The organism is Paraburkholderia sabiae (genome assembly GCF_030412785.1).
GTDB classification, from domain to species: domain Bacteria; phylum Pseudomonadota; class Gammaproteobacteria; order Burkholderiales; family Burkholderiaceae; genus Paraburkholderia; species Paraburkholderia sabiae.
In genome coordinates this window covers 1357433-1376481 of the sequence record NZ_CP125295.1, presented here as the reverse complement: position 1 = coordinate 1376481, position 19049 = coordinate 1357433, and the positions used below count along the sequence as shown (strand labels likewise).

The window sequence follows — 19049 nt, the reverse complement described above, 5'->3', positions numbered from 1 at the left end:
TTGCCTGAAAATCAACAGGCTAGGAAAAAAGTTTGGTCGATACTAGCCAGTAAGTATTTATAAGTCAAAACAAATAGAAAAATACAATGACTAATCGCACCCAATTGGTGAATGTCAAGTCGTGAGCGCTGCTTTCAACAGCTTTCGCGTGTAAGGATGGGACGGTTCCGCGAAGATCTGATCGACCTCGCCCGTCTCGACGATCTCCCCGTTTTGCATCACCGCGACGCGATGCGCCATCGCGCCGATCACGGCCAGATCGTGGCTGATGAACACGAAACCCAGGTTGTATTTGCGTTGCAAACCCGCGAGCAGCTTCAACACCTGTTGCTGGATCGACACGTCGAGCGCGCTCGTCGGTTCGTCGAGGATCAGGATGCGCGGCTCCAGTACCAGCGCGCGCGCAATGGCGATGCGCTGCCGCTGTCCGCCCGAAAACTCGTGCGGATAACGCTGCAGCGCCGTGCGGTCGATCCCCACTTCGCGCAGCACGGAAATGACCTTGTCGCGGCGCGCGTCGGGCGCGAGTTCCGGCTTGTGCAGCGCGAGTCCTTCGCCGACGATCCGCTCGATCGTCTGCCGCGGTGAAAGTGAACTAAAAGGATCCTGAAAGACGACCTGCATGTTCGAGCGCAGCGCCGTCTGCTCGCGCCCCCGATAACTGCCGAGCGCCCTGCCCTGAAACTCGATCGCGCCGTGCGAAGTCTTTTGCAGCCCGAGCAACGCCATCGCCAAGGTCGATTTTCCCGATCCCGATTCGCCGACGATGCCGAGCGTTTCGCCCTGCCGCACCGACACCGTCGCGTCCGCTACGGCGCGAAAGTGGCCCGAACGGAACCAGCCGGAGAAGCCGGGCAGCTTCGTCCTGAAATCGACGGAGACATCGCGCGCGTCGAGCAGCACGGGCGCGATCGGCAGCACGGGTACCACCGCGCGCTCCGGCCGGCTTTGCAGCAGACGTTGCGTGTACGGATGCTGCGGCGACTCGAACAGCGTCTCGACGGGACCGCTTTCGACCAGCACGCCCTTCTCCATCACCGCGACGCGTTGCGCGAAGTGCCGCACGAGATTCAGGTCGTGCGTGATCAGCAGCACGGCCATGCCGCGCTTCTCGGCTTCCTCGCGCTGCAATTCGAGCAGCAGTTCGACGATCTGCGCACGGATCGTCACGTCGAGCGCCGTGGTCGGTTCGTCGGCGAGCAGCAGACGCGGACGGCACGCGAGCGCCATCGCGATCATCGCGCGCTGCCGCTGCCCACCCGACAGCTGATGCGGATAGCTGTTCACGCGCTTGCCCGGCTCGGTAATCCCTGTGCGCTCGAGCAACGCGACAGCGCGCTTGCGCGCCTCGCCGGCGCTGACGCCGTCGTGCATCACGATGGTTTCCGCGATCTGCTCGCCGATCGTGTACAGCGGATTGAGCGCCGTCATCGGCTCCTGGAAGATCATCGCGATATCGGAGCCGCGCAGCCCGCGCATCTCGCGCTCGCTCTTCATCAGCAGATCTTCGCCGTCGAAGCGCACCGCACCGCTCGTCTGCGCGTCGTTCAGCAGGCGCAGGATCGACAGCGCCGTCACGCTCTTGCCCGAGCCCGATTCGCCGACCAGCGCGACTCGTTCGCCACGTCCGATCGCGAGCGATACGTCGTCGACGGCAACCGTGTTGCCGAACATCACGCGGAGATGATCGAGTTCGAGCAGCGGCCCGTCGTATTGCTTCAGGTTCGCGCTCACTGGTTGCCTCCCGCCTTCATCGCGTCGGAGATGCGCGTGTCGAGCGCGTTACGCAGCGCGTCGCCCATGAACGTCAGCAGCAGCAACGTGACGACGAGCACGCCGAAGGTCGAGACGGAAATCCACCACGCGTCGAGATTCGCCTTGCCTTGCGCGAGAAGCTCACCGAGGCTCGGCGTCGGCGGCGGCACGCCGAGGCCGAGAAAGTCGAGGCTCGTCAGCGCGAGAATCGCGCCGCTCATCCGGAACGGTAGAAACGTGATGACGGGCGTCAGGCTATTAGGCAGCACATGCCGCCAGATGATCTGCCAGTTCGACAGACCCATCGCGCGCGCCGCGCGCACGTAGTCCTGCTGCCGGTTGCGCAGAAACTCCGCACGCACGTAGTCAGAGAGTCCGATCCAGCCGAACAGCGACAGCAGCACGATCAGCAGAATGAAGCCAGGCTCAAAGATCGACGCGAAGATGATCAGCAGATACAACTCCGGCATCGCACTCCAGATTTCGATCAGGCGTTGCCCGATGATGTCCGTCTTGCCGCCGAAATAACCTTGCACGGCGCCCGCCAGCACGCCGAGTATCGTGCCGATGAAGGTCAGCACCAGCGCGAATTCGACGGATACGCAGAACCCGTACACAAGCCGCGCGAACAGGTCGCGGCCGCGGTCGTCGGTGCCAAGCCAGTTGTCGCGCGAAGGCGGCGCGGGATTCGGCACTTTCGAGAAATAGTTGAGCGTGTCGTAGTAGTAGCGATTGACGGGATAGATCGCGAAGTTACCCGGCGCGTCGAAACGATGCTTGATGTACGGATCGAGATAGTCGGCGGGTGTCGGGAAGTCGCCGCCGAAGGTCGTCTCCGCGTAGGTCTTCGCGAGCGGGAAATAGTAGTGGCCGTCGTAGCGCACGACGAGCGGCTTGTCGTTCAACCACAGCGGCGCCGCAAGGCTCGTCGCGAACGCGACGACGAACACGATCAGACTCCAGTAGCCGAGGCGCTGCTGCTTGAAGCGCAGCCATACGCGTCGCGCGGGCGACGGCGACACGAACGCGCGCACCGGCTGCGCGCGCGATACTTCGGCATCTGTACGGACGCGGCTCAAATCAGCGCTCCAGTTGTTCGAATTGAATGCGGGGATCGACCCACACGTAGCAGAGATCGGAGATGAGCTTGGTCGCGAGCCCGATCAGCGTGAACAGATAAAGCGTACCGAGCACGACGGGATAATCGCGCCGCACCACGGACTCGTACGACAGCAGCCCCAGGCCATCGAGCGAAAACAGCGTTTCGATCAGCAGACTGCCCGTGAAGAACGCGCCGATGAACGCCGCCGGAAAGCCGACGATCAGCGGCAGCAGCGCGTTGCGAAACACGTGCTTCCACAGTACGCGCCGCTCGGAGAGCCCTTTCGCCCGCGCGGTCAGCACATACTGCTTGCGGATTTCGTCGAGGAACGCGTTCTTCGTGAGCATCGTGACGACGGCGAAACTGCCGACCACCGACGCGACGATCGGCAGCGTGATGTGCCACAGATAATCGAGCACCTTGCCGACGAGGCTCAACTGGTCCCAGTTATCGGAGGTGAGATTGCGCAGCGGAAACAGTTGCAAGAACGTGCCGCCGCCGAACAGCACGAGCAGCAGCACGCCGAGCACGAAGCCCGGAATCGCGTAGCCGATCAGCACGATCAGACTCGTCGCGACGTCGAAGCGCGAGCCGTTGCGCACGGCTTTTGCAATGCCAAGCGGCACCGATATCAGATACGTCAGGAAGAACGTCCACAGCCCGATGCTGATCGACACGGGCAGCTTCGACACGATCAGCGACCACACGCTTTGATGCCGGAAATAGCTTTGCCCGAGATCGAAGTGAGCGAACTGCTTGAGCATCAGCCAGTAACGTTCGAGCGGCGGCTTGTCGAAACCGTACAGCGCCTTGAGCTGTGCCATCTGCTGCGCATCGACGCCGCTGTGCGCGCGCAGGCCGAACGGCATGCCGCCTTCGGCCGCATTGCGCCGCAATTCATGCGCCATCTGTTCGACGGGCCCGCCCGGCACGAACTGGATGACGGCGAACGTCAGCGTGAGCACGCCGATCAACGTCGGGATCATCAGCAACAGACGTTTGAGGATGTAGCTCCACATGGCGGCGGTCCGGAATGCGCGTTGTTCAAGAGTGCGTGGTGGGCATGCGGCGCGCGCTCACTGCGGCGCCGCGAACCACCACATCGAAGTGATCCAGCCTTCCGCCGTATAGTACAGCGGCAAGGTCTTCGGCCAGGCCATGCCGCGCTTGAACGCCACGCGATGCGTCGCGCTGTACCAGTGCGGAATCATGTAATAGCCGTTGATCAGCACGCGATCAAGCGCGTGAACGGAGTCGACGAGTTGCTCGCGCGTCTGCGCACCGACTAACGCGCGCAGAATCGAATCGACAGCCGGCGACTTGAGGCCGATCAGATTGCCCGAACCCGGCTCGTCTGCGGCCTTGCTGCCGAAGCGATCGATCATGTCCGCGCCCGGCACCTGCACGTCGGGAAAGCGGATCGTCGTGACGTCGAAATCGAACGCGTCGAGACGCTTCTGATACACAGCGAAGTCCATCACGCGAAAGTGCGCTTCGATGCCGAGCTTCTGCAGATTGCGGATGTACGGCGCAATCACCGGCTCGAACGCGGCCGACGAACCCGAATCGTCGAGTATCTCGAACACGAAAGGCTCACCCTTCGCGTTGCGCAGCGCGCCGTCGCGATACGTCCAGCCGGCCTGCGCAAGCAACGCGCGCGCTTCGAGCAGATTCGCGCGCAGCGAGCCGGGCGGATCGGTATCGGGCTGCTTCGGCGGCACACCGAACACCGACGGCTCAAGCTTCGCGCGCCAAGGCTCGAGCAGCTTCAGTTCGCCCGGCGACGGCAGGCCCTTCGCCTGCAGATCCGTGTTCACGAAGTAGCTGTCGATCCGCTTGTACTGGTTGTAGAACAGTTGCCGGTCGAGCCACTGAAAATCCAGCGCGAGATCGAGCGCCTTGCGCACGCGAACGTCGCCGAACAGCGGTCGGCGCTGGTTCAGGATGAAGCCCTGCATCCCCGTGCCGTTGTGATGCGGAAACTCGCGCTTGATCAGTTCACCGCTGTCGAACTTCTTGCCGACGTCGCGCCGCACCCAGTTGCGCGCGACGTTCTCGACGAGCGCGTCGTACTCGCCAGCCTTGAACGCTTCGAGACGCGCGGTCGCATCCGAATACAGCTTGTAGTTGATGCGCTCGAAGTTATAGGTGCCGACGCGCACGGGCAACTTGTCGCCCCAGTAGTTCGGGTCGCGTTTGTAGGTGATCGTGCGGCCGTTGTCGTAGCTCTCGATCAGATACGGTCCGCTGCCGATCGGCTTTTCGAACGCGAGTTGATCGAACGCAATACGGCTGCCGTCCGGCTTCACGCCCCACTTGCGCGAGAACACGGGCATGCCGCCCGCGAGCAGCGGCAACTCGCGATCGTGCTGCTTGAACTCGAAGCGCACCGTCGCCGGATCGACGATCACGCAGCGTGTGATGTCCGCGAAATAGGCGGCGAATTGCGGCGCGGCCTTCGGACTCTTCAAGGTATCAAACGAGAACTTCACGTCGTCGGCCGTGACGGGATCGCCGTTCGAAAAGCGCGCGCGCGGATTGATATGGAACGTGGTCGACATGCCGTCGGAGGCGACGTCGATGTCGTCGGCGAGCAGGCCGTAAGCGGACGCGACTTCATCGGCGCTGCCCGTCGCGAGGCTCTCGAACAGCAGCCCGATGCCGGGCGCCGCATTGCCGCGCAACGTGAACGGATTGAACTTGTCGAAGCTCGTCGAGCGGTCGGGATTCGCGAGCACCAGCGTGCCGCCGCGCGGCGCGTCGGGATTGACGTAATCGAAGTGCTTGAAGTCGGCGGGATACTTCGGCTCGCCGTACTGCGCGATCGCGTACGCGGCATGCGCAGGCTGCATCGTGACGGACGACAGTGTGAATAGCGAACCGGCACACATGGCAAATGCGGCACGCGACCACGGACGAATCAGAGTGCGCCATCCTGGGCGCGGCGCTTCAACCCGTCGCGTGCCTGTCGTCATAGGTGCCTTATTGGTCCGAGTGCGGTCCGTAGTGGTCCGTGCTGGTCGGTGGGTGGTTGCAATGTGAGAGAATTCTACCCAAAATCCTGCGCGCTTCCGCACTCTGTCCTCGCGGCGCGCTGACCTCATTAGGAGAATTCATGGGCTTCCTCGCTGGTAAACGAATCTTGCTGACGGGCCTCCTGTCGAACCGTTCGATCGCGTACGGTATCGCGCAGGCCTGCAAGCGCGAAGGCGCAGAACTGGCGTTCACGTATGTCGGCGACCGCTTCAAGGACCGCATCACCGAATTCGCGACCGAATTCGGCAGCAACCTGGTGTTCCCGTGCGACGTCGCCGACGACGCGCAGATCGACGCGCTGTTCGTTTCGCTGAAACAACATTGGGACAGCCTCGACGGTCTCGTCCACTCGATCGGCTTTGCGCCGCGTGAGGCGATCGCAGGCGATTTCCTCAACGGCATGACGCGCGAAAACTTCCGTATCGCGCACGACATCTCCGCGTACAGCTTCCCCGCGCTCGCGAAGGCCGCGCTGCCGATGCTGTCGAACGATGCGGCACTGCTCACGCTGTCGTACCTCGGCTCGGAAAAAGCGATCCCCAACTACAACACGATGGGTCTCGCGAAGGCATCGCTCGAAGCGAGCGTGCGCTATCTGGCCGTGTCGCTCGGCAACAAGGGCATTCGCGTGAACGGCATTTCGGCAGGCCCGATCAAGACGCTCGCGGCAAGCGGCATCAAGGGCTTCGGCAAGATTCTCGATTTCGTCGAAGACAATGCGCCGCTCAAGCGCAATGTGACGATCGAACAGGTCGGCAACGCTGCGGCGTTCCTGATGTCGGATCTCGCAGCCGGCGTGACGGCCGAGATCATGCATGTCGACAGCGGCTTCAGCAATGTGGTCGGCGGGATGGCAGCCGTCAGCGAGTAATCGCGGCTACGTATCCGCGCGAGCGACGTGCGTCGTTGCTCGCGCAACTATGAAAAAACCGCCCCGAGGGGCGGTTTTTTGTTATGCGCGCGCTGCCGATCAATGCCAGCCGTTATGACGGCCGTTGTCGTAGTGACCGTGACCGTGATCGTGATCGTAGCCGCGGCCGTAGCCACCATGATGGCGATACCAGTCGTCGCGGCCCCAATAGCGGCGGCCATCCCAGTAACGATCACCATGCCAGCCGACCACGACAGCGGGCGCGACGACGACAGGCGCCGGCTGATACACGACGGGCGGCGGCGGAGGCGGCGGCGGTGCATAGACAGGCGCCGGTGCGACGTAGACGGGAGCGGGAATACCGATGTTGACACCGACGTTCAGTCCCCCGGCCATCGCCGCACTCGACGCGCCAATCGCGAGCACGCCGGCGATCAACGGGATAAGACGCATGGACTTCATGGTTTCACCTTTTCTTTGCGGAAAGTTGTGTTTATCGACTGCTTGATTCGAATATAACAAAGCAACGCTTAACGCGTATTTCAACTTTGTAATAACTGATGCATAACTTCGCATCGTAAAGCGTGTCGTAACGTTCCGTTACACGCGACAGCATTTGGTGATACGCCCTGCCCGTTCGCTGTTGCGCACACGCACATTTTGCCGGTTCGTTTGGTAATGCCAGGCAAAGGTCTATGCACGAAATTCGATAAGCGCATTGGATGCGAGCGCAATTCGCCATTACCGGTGTTTACGGTTGTGCGAATGAAAAATTGAGTGCCGCAATGCAAAGCGGCCAAATGGCGGGACGAAAGACGCGTGAATACGTTGAGGAAACACGCGAAAAGGACGCCCAAAAAACAAAACCCCGCAGAGCCGCAGCTCTACGGGGTTCCACCGCCATTTCTGGCGGAGACGGAGGGATTCGAACCCTCGATCCAGGTTTTGGCCCAGATGCTCCCTTAGCAGGGGAGTGCCTTCGACCTCTCGGCCACGTCTCCCAAACTTTCGGTTGCGCCAGGGAGGCAGCGCAACGAAGCCAAGATAATAGCGGGTTCGAAGGCTCAGGTCAATTTTTACTTCACACTTTTTATGCCAGAAGTGTCAATTCGATGTCACTTCTTCGACCTGTCCGTTCAACCGCGCACTATCGAACACATCCTCGTGCAAATGCCTGCCGCCGCAACGCCAGGCATCGACGAAACATCAAGCCTGATCGAGTTCGAATGCCTTATGCAGCGCGCGCACGGCGAGCTCCATGTACTTCTCGTCGATCAGCACCGAGATCTTGATTTCCGACGTCGAGATCATCTGGATGTTGATGCCCTCTTCCGACAGCGTGCGGAACATCTTGCTCGCGATGCCGACGTGCGAACGCATACCGACGCCGACCACCGACACCTTCGACACCTTCGGATCGCCCAGCACCTGCTCCGCGCTCACATGGCCTTTCACCTGGTTCGTGAGGATCTCCATTGCGCGCTGATAGTCGCCGCGACCGACCGTGAACGTGAACGCCGTTTTGCCTTCGACGCTCTGGTTCTGGATGATCATGTCGACATCGATATTCGCGTCGGCCACCGGGCCGAGGATCTGATATGCGATGCCCGGCTTGTCGGGCACACCCATCACGGCGATACGGGCTTCGTCACGCTGAAACGCGATTCCCGAGATGACTGCTTTTTCCATGGTTTCGTCTTCTTCAAAAGTAATCAGGGTGCCCGACTTCATTTCCTCGTCGAGCGACATCAGCGGATCGGTCAGGCTGGACAGCACACGCGTCTTCACCTGATATTTGCCGGCGAATTCCACCGAGCGGATCTGCAGCACCTTCGAACCCAGGCTGGCCATTTCCAGCATTTCTTCGAACGTCACGCGATCCAGACGGCGCGCTTCTTCGACGACACGCGGGTCCGTCGTGTAGACGCCGTCGACGTCCGTGTAGATCAGGCATTCGTCGGCCTTCAGCGCGGCTGCCACTGCAACGGCGGACGTGTCCGAACCGCCGCGGCCGAGCGTCGTGATGTGGCCTTCGGGGTCGATGCCCTGGAAGCCCGTGATGACGACGACCTTGCCTTCGTCGAGATCGCGCAGGACGCGCTCGCCGTCGATGTCGCTGATGCGCGCTTTCGTGAATGCGCTATCTGTTTTGACGGGCACTTGCCAGCCGGTGTAGCTGACGGCATCGACGCCTGCATCATGCAGTGCGATGGACAGCAGGCCGACGCTGACCTGTTCGCCCGTCGACGCGATCATGTCGAGTTCGCGCGGGCTCGGCTGGGGCGAAATCTCTTTCGCGAGGCCCAGCAGGCGGTTCGTTTCGCCGGACATCGCCGAGGGCACGACGACCATCTTGTGGCCTGCCTTGTGCCATTTCGCGACGCGCTTCGCGACGTTCTTGATGCGCTCGACCGAGCCCATCGATGTGCCGCCGTATTTATGTACGATGAGTGCCATTGTCGTTCTGAACTGAAGGAGAAACTGATACGCCAACCGGCGCGCGCCGGGCGCGCTGGAGACGGCCGCACAAAGAGAGCACAGGGCACAACGTTCGGGAACGACGGCGCAGTGTGGCGGCGCAGATGCAGCGCGCGTGCAGTACGCGCGGATTTGCCGGGTTTTCTTTTTTCCGGCCCTGCCGAAACCTGCGGATAAACAGGCCGCTGACGACGCTAACGGTGGCTGACAGGTTAGCGGCTTGGAGCGCGCCCGGACATTCGCATAAGAACAGCCAGGAACGCGACAAAAGCGACGACAAAAACGGGTCGGGCAAACAAGTTACACTACCCGATCGGGGATAAAAAGACAAGCCGAAATCCGGGCAAGAGCCGTTGCAAATGCTTGTCGGAGAAGGATTTGCGGCCAATGTTGCGCGCCGATGACAATGGCCGTCCGGTCGGTCGGGCATCGACTGCGCATCACGCGAGCGTGAGATCCTCGCGCCATTCGATCCTGATGTAACGCGCGTTCTTCACTTGCGACGGATCGTCGATCGCCGCACGGTTCACGCCGATCAGCGGCACGAACAGCAGGACATCGCCCGCGAACAGCAGCGGCACGTCGCGCTTCCACGACGGCACGCCGCGCTCCTGAAAGAGATTCTTCAACGTCCGGCTCGGACCGTTCGACGCACAGCGCATCCGTTCGCCGCCGCTGCGCGAGCGCGCGATAAGCGGCACTCGCGTGAGTGCATCGGCGGGAATCGCGTCGGATGCATCGGCGCTCGCGTCGGCGAATACGAAGGTGCCGCGCCATTGCGGCAACCGCCACACGCTTTCGCCCTTCCACGCGAGCACACTTTCGGCGCGTTCGACGAGCGCCGTTTCGTCGGCGGGATCGGCGCTGTCGCCCGCTTCCCAGTAGATCTGTCCGCGATAACTGCGCAACGCCTGACCTGCATGATCAACACGCAACGTATGTGCATCGCCGATCTCGCGCAACTGGCGCAGCGCATCCGTCAACCGTGCAGTCGATGCAGCCGGCAAGCCGAGCGTGCGCATCCAGTAACGCAGCAGATTGGCCGCGCGGTCGTCGTCGAGTGCGAGCAACGCATCGCGCGACAAGGCGCCCTCTTCTTCGCCATACGCCGTTTGTAGATCGACACGTGCCAACTCGTCGAGCAGACGCTGCGCCGCTGCTGCATGCGCAGCCGTGCGCGCGAGCGCGTCGCGAAAGCCCGGAAAGTGCACGGCGAGACCCGGCAGCACATCGTGACGCAACGCGTTGCGGGCGTAACGTGTGTCGGCGTTGGACTCATCGTCGATCCAGCGCAAATCGCGCGCGTGCGCATACTGCTCCAGTTGCGCGCGCAGCAGATGCAGCAGCGGACGCGCGCGCGTCACCGACGCACCCGACGGCAAATATTCCGGCGCCATCGCCGCGAGCCCGGCGAGCCCCGCTCCGCGCAGCAGTTGCAGCAAAACGGTTTCGGCCTGATCGTCGGCATGTTGAGCTAGCCAGAGCGTGTGCACATCATGCTGCTTGCACAAAGCATCGAGCGCGCGATAACGCGCGTCGCGCGCCGCCGCTTCGATGCTCACACCCGCGGCACGCGACACGTCGACATGCACCGAAGCGAACTCGACATTCCGCTCACGCGCAAACGCAGCGCAATGAGCGAGCCATTCGTCGGCGTTCGAACTGAGACCGTGATGAACATGAAACGCGATGCAACGCGACGCGCCGCCGATGCGCACGGCCGCGTCGAGCAGCACCGTCGAATCGACACCGCCGCTGAACGCGATCGCGACGCGCGCATCGTTCGGCAACGCGCCAAAAACAACGCCGACCGCATCGAGAACGAGGCGGTCGGCGGATGTGTCAGCGGAGGAAGTCACGAGGTGACGGCGCGCGAAGCGCCTGCTGATGTGAACGCGAAAGCGCTTATGCGCCCGGCGTGGTTTCCTTGAACTTGCCGTAGGCCATCAGACGATCGAAGCGGCGTTGACGCAGATCGTTCGTGCTCATGCCGTGGAACTGCCGCAGCGAATCGGCGAGCGCACGGCGCAGCATCGCTGCCATGCCCTTCGGATCGCGATGCGCGCCGCCGAGCGGCTCGCTGACGATCTTGTCGATCAGACCCAGCGCCTTCAGACGATGCGCCGTCAGACCCAACGCTTCCGCGGCTTCCGGTGCCTTCGCGGCGCTCTTCCACAGAATCGACGCACAGCCTTCCGGCGAAATCACCGAGTACGTGGAGAACTGCAGCATCAGCACGCTGTCCGCGACGGCGACAGCCAGCGCGCCGCCCGAACCGCCCTCGCCGATGATCGTCGAGATGATGGGCGTCTTCAGTTCGGCCATCACATACAGATTGCGGCCGATCGCTTCCGACTGACCGCGCTCTTCAGCGCCGATGCCGGGGTACGCGCCCGGCGTGTCGATGAAGGTGAAGAGCGGCAGCCCGAACTTCTCGGCGAGACGCATCAGACGCTCGGCCTTGCGATAGCCTTCAGGACGCGGCATGCCGAAGTTGCGCAGCGCGCGTTCCTTCGTGTCGCGGCCTTTCTGATGACCGATCACCATGCACGGCTGGCCGTTGAAACGCGCGAGGCCGCCGACGATCGACAGGTCGTCCGCAAACGAGCGGTCGCCATGCAGTTCGTGGAAATCGGTGAACAGTTCGTTGATGTAGTCCTGCGTGTACGGACGCTGCGGATGACGCGCAATTTGCGAAACCTGCCACGGCGACAAGTTCGTATACAGATCCTTTGTGAGCTGCTGGCTCTTCTTCGACAGCCGCTCGATCTCTTCCGAAATATCGACGGCCGAATCGTCCTGCACGAAGCGCAATTCTTCGATTTTCGCTTCGAGCTCCGCGATCGGCTGCTCGAAATCCAGAAAGGTGGTCTTCATTGGTTTTTAATCCTTCGACTTACCGGCAGCGCGTATTCTAACCGCGCGCGCCCATGTCAAAACCGTCTCGAATCTATCGATTTTAACAAATCAATAGATGTCGAGGGGTTTCGCTTCTTGCACAGCCTTTTACACAGCCTTTTGCCCAGCCTGTTACTTCGCTTGTTTCTTCAGTTGCCGGCCGGCGCCGGATCGAGACTCCGCCACATATACCACGTCGCGACAGTTCGCCACGGCTCCCAGTTCGCCGCGACTTCCCGCGCCTCGCTGCGCGTCACCGGCTCCCCGCTGAAATAGTTCTGGCTGATCGCGTGAATCAGATTCGGATCGTCGAGCGGCAGCACGTCGGGACGCGACAGGTCGAAGATCAGGAACATCTCGGCCGTCCAGCGGCTGATGCCGCGGATTTGCGTCAATTCGGCGATCACGTCTTCGTCTTCCATCGACGTCCACTTGCCGACGTGCAATGCACCCGAGACGAAGTGATGCGCGAGATCGAGAATGTATTCGGCCTTGCGCTTCGACACGCCGCAGCCCATCAGATTGTCCTGACCGAGCTTGATGATCTGTTGCGGCACGAGCTTCGGACACGCGGCGACGATACGCTGCCACATCGCCTGCGCGGACGCGACGGAAATCTGCTGACCGATCACCGAACGCGCGAGCGTGACGAACGGATCGGCGCGGCTCGACAGATGCACCGGGCCGAACTTCGGAATCAGCTTCTTAAGAATGCGGTCGCGCTTGACGAGATCGGCGCACGCCTTGTCCCAATACGCGGGACGCGTGACGACTGACGGCTGCGCGGCTTGCGTAGCGTCCGCGCCTTCCGTCGACGGAACAGCCGCGCGCGGCTTGCGCGCCGGTTCTGCTTCCTGATTGTCGTGCGTGAACTCGCGCAGATCGCCTGCGAGTGCGGGAGGCATCGAACCGTTGCCTTTCGCGTTCACGGTCCGCGCGCGCGACGGCTTCACAGCGGCGGCCTCGGGCGCTTCCACGCCATTGACCTGAGGTTTCGCCGATGTCGCGCGCGCATGCGCCCCATCCGGGCCCGCAGCTTTGCGTGCCGTGCCAAAACCCGTCTTGCCGCCCTTCGCCGATGCCGATTTTCCTGCCACCTTCGCGGCGCCCTTCGCGGCCACGCCGCTTCGCGCACGCACTGCCTTTACCGTAGATGCCGCGTCAGATTGAGACGCGGCCCGTTTAGCCGGCGTCTTCGTGGCCGTTGCCATCCTGCCTCCTGCCTGGCGAGTCGATCAGTGGGAAGTACGAGGTGCGCTCAAACGCGACGCCACTCGGTCAACCCGCCCGGTTTGTCTTCGAGCGCAATACCGGCGTCCAGCAATTCCTTGCGGATCCGGTCTGCCTCGGCGTAGTCCTTTGCCTGCTTCGCGGCGACACGCGCGGCGATCTTCGCTTCGATCGCTGCCACATCCAGCGCGTCCTCGCCGACACTCCCCCCCGCCTGCTGCAGATAGGCGCGCGGCTCGCGCCCCAGCAAACCAAGCACGCGCCCGAGACCATGCAATTGACGCGCGAGCGCCGCATCGCGTGTGCGGTTCACTTCGCTCACCAGTTCGAACAGCACGGAAACGGCGACAGGCGTGTTGAAGTCGTCGTTCATCGCCACGCGAAAACGCTGCGCGTGTGCTTCGTTCCAGTCGACTTCGCCTGCTTGCGGCGGCGTGTCCTTCAGCGCCGTGTACAGACGCGCGAGCGCGCTGCGTGCATCGTCGAGATGCATGTCGCTGTAGTTGAGCGGCGAACGGTAATGCGCGCGCGCAATGAAGAACCGCACGACTTCGGCATCGTACTTCGCGAGCACCTCGCGGATCGTGAAGAAGTTGCCGAGCGACTTCGACATCTTCTCATTGTCGATCTGGACGTAGCCGTTGTGCATCCAGTAATTGACGAAGGTTTGGCGCGTTGCGCCTTCACTTTGTGCGATTTCGTTTTCGTGGTGCGGAAACTGCAGATCCTGGCCGCCGCCATGAATGTCGAAGTGTTCGCCGAGCAACGTGCAGCCCATCGCCGAGCACTCGATGTGCCAGCCGGGACGTCCGCGGCCGTACTTCGAATCCCAGCCGGTGTCGGCGGGTTCGTCGGCTTTCGACTGCTTCCACAGCACGAAGTCGAGGGGATCCTGTTTCGCGTCATTCGCGGCCACGCGCTCGCCCGCGCGCAGATCTTCGAGCGACTTGCCCGACAGCGCGCCGTAGTTCGCGAACTTGCGCACCGCGTAGTTCACATCGCCGTCGGCGGCCTGGTACGCGTAGCCGTTCGCTTCGAGCGTCTCGATCATGCCGAGCATCTGCGGAATGAATTCCGTCGCGCGCGGCTCGAGGTCGGGCCGCTCGACGCCGAGCGCGTCGGCGTCTTCGTGCATCGCCTGAATGAAGCGGTCGGTCAGCGAGCGGATCGTCTCGCCGTTCTCGACGGCGCGGCGAATGATCTTGTCCTCGATGTCGGTGATGTTGCGCACATACGTGACCTTGTAGCCGAGCGTGCGCAGCCAGCGCTGCACGATATCGAACACGACCATCACCCGCGCATGGCCCACGTGACAGTAGTCGTACACCGTCATCCCGCAGACATACATACGCACTTCGCCTTCATGAAGCGGCACGAAATTTTGCTTGTCACGCGCGAGCGTGTTGTAGATGCGCAGAGATTCCATAGAGACGATGCGTGGGCCGAAAGAAATCCGCTGGGTTCGTTCATACCGCGCCCGAAGAAAGCATGCAACTGCATGAACGAACACGGGCGGTGCGGCATGACTGACAGCATGTCGCGCAACGGAGCGGGATCAGGCTGACGTCAAGGCGGAGACGACCACGAGTGGCGAAAAGACAGTCTGTGGTTCGACGGAACGCGCAGACCTTTTGTTAGAATGGCTCGGAGTATAACATCCCGACCTGAGCCTATGAAACACTCCAGCGGCCGCGCGCGAGGCGCCACGCCCCTCTTCGCGACGGCGCTCCGTTCGACGCTTTCTTCGACGTCGGGCGCTTTGTCCCGCCAGGGTCTGCTCGCGGCGTTGAGCGCGGCATGCTGCGGTCTCGCGCTGATGACGCTGCCCGCTGCGCCGGCTTTCGCTCAGAAAGCGTCGACCGTTTCGCATGGTCCCGCCGTGCGCGACGCCACGCCGGATGCCGACGCGTCCATTCAGGACAAGAACTGGACAGCCGCCCTCGCGCAACTCGACGCGCGCATCGCCGCGAACCCGCGCGACGCCCAGGCCAGATTCAAGCGCGCCAGCGTGCTCGCGCGCCTGAACCGCGACGACGACGCGATCACCGCGTTCACCGAACTCACGCAGACTTATCCCGAACTTCCCGAGCCGTACAACAACCTCGCTGCGCTCTACGCGAAGCAGGGCCGCTACACGGAAGCGCGCGCCGCGCTGGAAACGGCCGTGAAGGCGAGCCCCGGCTACGGTCTCGCGTATGAGAATCTCGGCGACCTGTATCTGCGCCTCGCCGATCAGGCGTATCGCCGCGCACAAACTCTGGGCGCGGGCAACGGCACGACCAGCCAGCGTATCGCCGACATCGAGAAAATCGTGACGCCGCGCAAGACGCCCGTGAAGAAGACGAGCCAGCCCGCCGCCGAAACCGACTACACGAATCGCGCGATGGAGAACATCACCAACTCGCAGGGCTTCCAGTTCGGCGGGCCGAATGGTTCGCTCGCGACGCCGCCGTACGTTGCACCATCGCAGTGAGCGCTCGCGCGCCTGCCTTCGGGCGGCGCGCCTGTCGACGTTTTTCATCTGAGTTCACCCTGATTTCACCCCGAGGATTTACATGAAATGGTTGATGTTGGCGCTCGGCAGCGCCGCCCTGATCGCGAACGCACCGGCATTTGCGCAGAACGGGGCACAGGCCGTGCATCCGTCCGTTCTCTTGAAGACGTCGGAAGGCGATATCCGCGTCGAGCTGTATCCTGAGAAAGCGCCCAGGACGGTTGCCAATTTCCTCGACTACGTGAAATCCGGTCAATATAACGGCACGATCTTCCATCGCGTGATCCCCGGCTTCATGATCCAGGGCGGTGGCTACACGACGAGCTTCGCGGAAAAGCCGACGCGCGCGCCGATCCCGCTCGAAAGCCGCAACGGCCTGAAGAACATGACAGGCACGATCGCGATGGCTCGCACGAGCGATCCGAATTCGGCCACGGCACAGTTCTTCATCAACACGGTCGACAACGCGGGGCTCGACTATCCGAATCCGGACGGCAACGGTTATGCCGTGTTCGGCAAGGTGACGACGGGCATGGACGTCGTGAAGAAGATCGAAGGAACGCCGACCACGTCGCGCGGACCGATGAGCGATGTGCCGCAAAAGCAGGTCGTGATCCAGTCGGCGACAATAGTCGGCAAGTAGTCGGCAAGTAGTCGGCAAACAAGGCAAGCGAAACCGGCGCCGTGCGAATATTGCGCGACGCCACGCGCTGCACCAGAACTCACCATGCCACGGGCACGGGCCACTCTCCGCTCAGACGGCGATGCACCGTGCCTTCCACTCACTCAGACCTAAAGGAAATCATCATGGTTGAACTGCACACGAACCACGGCGTCATCAAGCTCGAACTGGACGCTGAAAAGGCGCCGAAATCCGTCGAGAACTTCCTCGCCTACGTGAAGGCCGGCCACTACGACAACACGGTGTTCCACCGCGTGATCGACGGCTTCATGATCCAGGGCGGCGGCTTCGAACCCGGCATGCAGCAGAAGCCGACGAACACGCCGATCGCCAACGAGGCGAACAACGGTCTGAAGAACGTCAAGGGTTCGATCGCGATGGCGCGCACGAACGACCCGCACTCGGCCACGGCCCAGTTCTTCATCAACGTGAACGACAACGACTTCCTGAACCACTCGTCGCCGACGCCGCAAGGCTGGGGCTACGCGGTGTTCGGCAAGGTTGTCGAAGGCCTCGACGTGGTCGACGCGATCCGCAAGGTGAAGACGGGTTCGAAGGGCTTCCACCAGGACGTGCCCGTCGACGACGTGATCATCGAAAAAGCTGTCGTGGTCGAGTAAGAACAATACTCAAACGAACGGGCTATTCTTTAAGAAGCCTTGAGCAACTGAGAGAAGCACACTTCAATGCTGCAAGAAACGCCGCTGCGAAGCGTCGCTGCGGGCGTGCCTGGCGAGGGCAAACGCCCGCATGCGGCGCGCCCGTTTTTCTTTATCGCCGACCTGCATCTGAGCGAGGCGATCCCGCAAACGGTCGCCGCGTTCGAGCATTTCATCATGGTGACGGCCGAGCACGCGGATTCCGTCTTCATTCTCGGCGACCTGTTCGAATACTGGATCGGCGACGACATGCTCGCCGAGCCCTTCCCCGCCCGCATGGCCAAGCTGATGCATACGCTGACAGAGCGCGGCATTGCGCTCTACATCATGCACGGCAACCGCGATTTCCTGCTGGGCAAGCGTTTCATGAAAGCGGCGGGCGCGATCTGGCTGCCCGACCCGTTTGTCATCACCGCGTTCGGCACGAAGATCGCGCTCACACACGGCGACGCGCAATGCACACTCGACCGGGGTTATCAGCGCTTTCGCGGCTTTGCACGCAACCATTTTGCGCAGTGGCTGTTTCTGGTGTGGCCGTATCGCTGGCGCAAGGCGCTGGCCGAAAAGATGCGCAGAACAAGCGAAGCGGGACGCACCCGCCCGGTGTCGCCGCGTTATGACGTGACGTCCGAAGGCGTCGACGCGCTGTTCAGAAAAACGAAGACGGGCACCATCATTCACGGTCATACGCACCGTCCCGCGCTGCATCACGAGAAAGGTGGCATGCGCTGGGTGCTGCCCGATTGGGATCTCGACCACGGCGAGCGCCGTGGCGGTTACGTACGTATCGATTCCGAAGGGATCAAGGCGCTGCGACTCGACAAGTAGCTGCGTGCAAGATTGCACGCTGACGCGCGGTGCGCGTCAGTGCAACGTCGCCGTGCCTGACGCGATTTCAGCGCGTCGTTTCCTCGACCTTTCCCGAGATGGCCGCCGACAGGCGACGCAGATCGACCAACGCCGCATCGGTGCCATTCAGCGCTTCGAGACTTGCGCCGAGCCGTTCGAGCGCGGCAACGACTTCGTCGATGCGCTGCGACTGCGTCGCCGCATGGTCGATCAACCCATGAATGGCGAGCGAGACGGGATCGTCCGCGTTCGGCGTGATGCCGTACGCGCAAAAACCGGGGCGCGTGCGAGTCGGTTTCGTATCCGGTTTCGCGACTGCGTCGGCCGCCGCACTCGCGGCCGCCTTTGCCGGCATGACGACGCGCGCCGGATTGCCGACGGCCGTGCCACCCGCAGGCACCGGCTTTACGACTACGGCATTCGAACCGATTTTCGCGTCCGCGCCGATCGTAAAGCCGCCGAGCACCTTCGCACCCGCGCCGACGATCACGCCCCGCTCCAATGTCGGATGCCGTTTCGCGCCGCGCGTGAGCGACGTGCCGCCGAGCGTGACGCCCTGGTAGATCGTGCAATCGTCGCCGACTTCAGCCGTCTCGCCGATCACGACGCCCATGCCGTGGTCGATGAATACGCGCCGCCCGATGGTCGCGCCCGGATGAATTTCGATGCCCGTCATGAAGCGGCCGAACTGCGACGCGAAGCGCGCGAGCCAACGGCGGTTCGCGCGCCAGCAGGCATGCGCGAAACGATGGAAGATCAGCGCGTGCAAGCCGGGATAACACGTGAGGACTTCCCAGGCGCTGCGGGCGGCGGGATCGCGCTCGCGGATCGTGGCAATGTCTTCGCGGAGTCTCGTGAACATGGCAGTGAGGCTGTCGTAGGGATTGGGCGCCGCCGCTATACGCGGGCGGGGACGCCGTTGCATAAGACGTCACGTCTATTGGCGTCTATTGCAGCGGGCGAGCTTTGCTTATGACGTTTCGGGCCATTGTAGG

At 62.4% G+C, this 19049-nt stretch carries 16 protein-coding genes and 1 tRNA gene; 5 read left to right on the top strand and 12 right to left on the bottom strand.

Features of this window, described 5'->3' with window-relative positions:
• Nucleotides 1-114: 114 nt before the first annotated feature.
• From QEN71_RS06185 to QEN71_RS06170, 4 genes are read right to left on the bottom strand one after another with little or no spacing between them, the layout of a single operon-like run.
• Entirely contained in the window at nt 115-1674 is a 1560-nt protein-coding gene (locus tag QEN71_RS06185) for an ABC transporter ATP-binding protein (RefSeq protein ID WP_233471786.1), read from the bottom strand.
• 56 nt (nt 1675-1730) lie between these two features.
• Nucleotides 1731-2834, bottom strand: coding sequence for an ABC transporter permease (locus QEN71_RS06180; protein ID WP_201650172.1), 1104 nt, complete (start codon nt 2832-2834; stop codon nt 1731-1733).
• Between the two features lies 1 nt (nt 2835).
• Nucleotides 2836-3876: a microcin C ABC transporter permease YejB gene (locus QEN71_RS06175; protein WP_201650171.1), complete on the bottom strand. Its 1041-nt coding sequence runs from the start codon at nt 3874-3876 to the stop codon at nt 2836-2838.
• A 57-nt stretch (nt 3877-3933) separates the two neighbouring features.
• Nucleotides 3934-5832 carry an extracellular solute-binding protein gene (locus QEN71_RS06170; RefSeq protein ID WP_201650170.1) on the bottom strand — a complete coding sequence of 633 codons (1899 nt, stop codon included), beginning with the start codon at nt 5830-5832 and terminating at the stop codon, nt 3934-3936.
• A 140-nt stretch (nt 5833-5972) separates the two neighbouring features.
• Here QEN71_RS06170 and fabI point away from each other — a divergent pair, with 140 nt between their 5' ends.
• Complete coding sequence (gene fabI / locus QEN71_RS06165; RefSeq protein ID WP_201650169.1) at nt 5973-6764, top strand: enoyl-ACP reductase FabI; 792 nt, start codon at nt 5973-5975, stop codon at nt 6762-6764.
• Between the two features lie 99 nt (nt 6765-6863).
• On the opposite strand, the gene QEN71_RS06160 is transcribed toward fabI, so the two are convergent.
• From QEN71_RS06160 to cysS, 7 genes are all read right to left on the bottom strand, one after another.
• Nucleotides 6864-7226 (bottom strand): hypothetical protein, encoded by a 363-nt coding sequence (locus QEN71_RS06160; RefSeq protein WP_201650168.1) that lies wholly within the window; start codon nt 7224-7226, stop codon nt 6864-6866.
• Between the two features lie 445 nt (nt 7227-7671).
• Nucleotides 7672-7765: transfer RNA gene (locus tag QEN71_RS06155), tRNA-Ser, on the bottom strand.
• A 205-nt stretch (nt 7766-7970) separates the two neighbouring features.
• A complete protein-coding gene (locus tag QEN71_RS06150) occupies nt 7971-9221 on the bottom strand; it encodes an aspartate kinase (protein WP_054934434.1) in 1251 nt (416 codons plus the stop codon).
• Between the two features lie 461 nt (nt 9222-9682).
• On the bottom strand, nt 9683-11101 hold the full coding sequence (gene tilS, locus QEN71_RS06145) for a tRNA lysidine(34) synthetase TilS (protein WP_201650167.1): 1419 nt from the start codon (nt 11099-11101) through the stop codon (nt 9683-9685).
• Nucleotides 11102-11147: 46 nt separating this feature from the next.
• Nucleotides 11148-12119 carry an acetyl-CoA carboxylase carboxyltransferase subunit alpha gene (locus QEN71_RS06140; RefSeq protein ID WP_201650166.1) on the bottom strand — a complete coding sequence of 324 codons (972 nt, stop codon included), beginning with the start codon at nt 12117-12119 and terminating at the stop codon, nt 11148-11150.
• A gap of 170 nt (nt 12120-12289) precedes the next feature.
• Nucleotides 12290-13351: a DNA-3-methyladenine glycosylase family protein gene (locus QEN71_RS06135; protein WP_201650165.1), complete on the bottom strand. Its 1062-nt coding sequence runs from the start codon at nt 13349-13351 to the stop codon at nt 12290-12292.
• A 47-nt stretch (nt 13352-13398) separates the two neighbouring features.
• The gene (cysS, locus tag QEN71_RS06130; RefSeq protein WP_201650164.1) at nt 13399-14796 is read right to left on the bottom strand and encodes a cysteine--tRNA ligase; all 1398 of its coding nucleotides are present in this window, start codon (nt 14794-14796) and stop codon (nt 13399-13401) included.
• A 246-nt stretch (nt 14797-15042) separates the two neighbouring features.
• On the opposite strand from cysS, the gene QEN71_RS06125 reads away from it, so the two are divergent.
• The 4 genes from QEN71_RS06125 to QEN71_RS06110 all read left to right on the top strand — a co-directional run bounded on the left by QEN71_RS06125 (nt 15043) and on the right by QEN71_RS06110 (nt 18033).
• Complete coding sequence (locus QEN71_RS06125; protein ID WP_201650163.1) at nt 15043-15843, top strand: tetratricopeptide repeat protein; 801 nt, start codon at nt 15043-15045, stop codon at nt 15841-15843.
• An 82-nt stretch (nt 15844-15925) separates the two neighbouring features.
• Nucleotides 15926-16507 (top strand): peptidylprolyl isomerase, encoded by a 582-nt coding sequence (locus QEN71_RS06120; RefSeq protein ID WP_201650162.1) that lies wholly within the window; start codon nt 15926-15928, stop codon nt 16505-16507.
• Nucleotides 16508-16671: 164 nt separating this feature from the next.
• Nucleotides 16672-17166, top strand: a complete 495-nt coding sequence (locus tag QEN71_RS06115) for a peptidylprolyl isomerase (protein ID WP_028369153.1) — start codon at nt 16672-16674, stop codon at nt 17164-17166.
• Between the two features lie 66 nt (nt 17167-17232).
• A complete protein-coding gene (locus QEN71_RS06110) occupies nt 17233-18033 on the top strand; it encodes a UDP-2,3-diacylglucosamine diphosphatase (protein WP_201650161.1) in 801 nt (266 codons plus the stop codon).
• Between the two features lie 67 nt (nt 18034-18100).
• On the opposite strand, the gene cysE is transcribed toward QEN71_RS06110, so the two are convergent.
• The gene (cysE, locus tag QEN71_RS06105) at nt 18101-18916 is read right to left on the bottom strand and encodes a serine O-acetyltransferase (protein ID WP_201650160.1); all 816 of its coding nucleotides are present in this window, start codon (nt 18914-18916) and stop codon (nt 18101-18103) included.
• Between the last annotated feature and the right edge of the window lie 133 nt (nt 18917-19049).

Excerpts from the sequence above, each read along its gene's own strand:
- QEN71_RS06185 (WP_233471786.1), bottom strand. The coding sequence starts at position 1,674 with ATGTTCGGCAACACGGTTGCCGTCGACGACGTATCGCTCGCGATCGGA.
- fabI (WP_201650169.1), top strand. The coding sequence starts at position 5,973 with ATGGGCTTCCTCGCTGGTAAACGAATCTTGCTGACGGGCCTCCTGTCG.
- QEN71_RS06175 (WP_201650171.1), bottom strand. The coding sequence starts at position 3,876 with ATGTGGAGCTACATCCTCAAACGTCTGTTGCTGATGATCCCGACGTTG.
- QEN71_RS06140 (WP_201650166.1), bottom strand. The coding sequence starts at position 12,119 with ATGAAGACCACCTTTCTGGATTTCGAGCAGCCGATCGCGGAGCTCGAA.
- QEN71_RS06160 (WP_201650168.1), bottom strand. The coding sequence starts at position 7,226 with ATGAAGTCCATGCGTCTTATCCCGTTGATCGCCGGCGTGCTCGCGATT.
- QEN71_RS06125 (WP_201650163.1), top strand. The coding sequence starts at position 15,043 with ATGAAACACTCCAGCGGCCGCGCGCGAGGCGCCACGCCCCTCTTCGCG.
- QEN71_RS06120 (WP_201650162.1), top strand. The coding sequence starts at position 15,926 with ATGAAATGGTTGATGTTGGCGCTCGGCAGCGCCGCCCTGATCGCGAAC.
- QEN71_RS06135 (WP_201650165.1), bottom strand. The coding sequence starts at position 13,351 with ATGGCAACGGCCACGAAGACGCCGGCTAAACGGGCCGCGTCTCAATCT.
- cysS (WP_201650164.1), bottom strand. The coding sequence starts at position 14,796 with ATGGAATCTCTGCGCATCTACAACACGCTCGCGCGTGACAAGCAAAAT.
- QEN71_RS06110 (WP_201650161.1), top strand. The coding sequence starts at position 17,233 with ATGCTGCAAGAAACGCCGCTGCGAAGCGTCGCTGCGGGCGTGCCTGGC.
- cysE (WP_201650160.1), bottom strand. The coding sequence starts at position 18,916 with ATGTTCACGAGACTCCGCGAAGACATTGCCACGATCCGCGAGCGCGAT.
- QEN71_RS06150 (WP_054934434.1), bottom strand. The coding sequence starts at position 9,221 with ATGGCACTCATCGTACATAAATACGGCGGCACATCGATGGGCTCGGTC.
- QEN71_RS06170 (WP_201650170.1), bottom strand. The coding sequence starts at position 5,832 with ATGACGACAGGCACGCGACGGGTTGAAGCGCCGCGCCCAGGATGGCGC.
- QEN71_RS06115 (WP_028369153.1), top strand. The coding sequence starts at position 16,672 with ATGGTTGAACTGCACACGAACCACGGCGTCATCAAGCTCGAACTGGAC.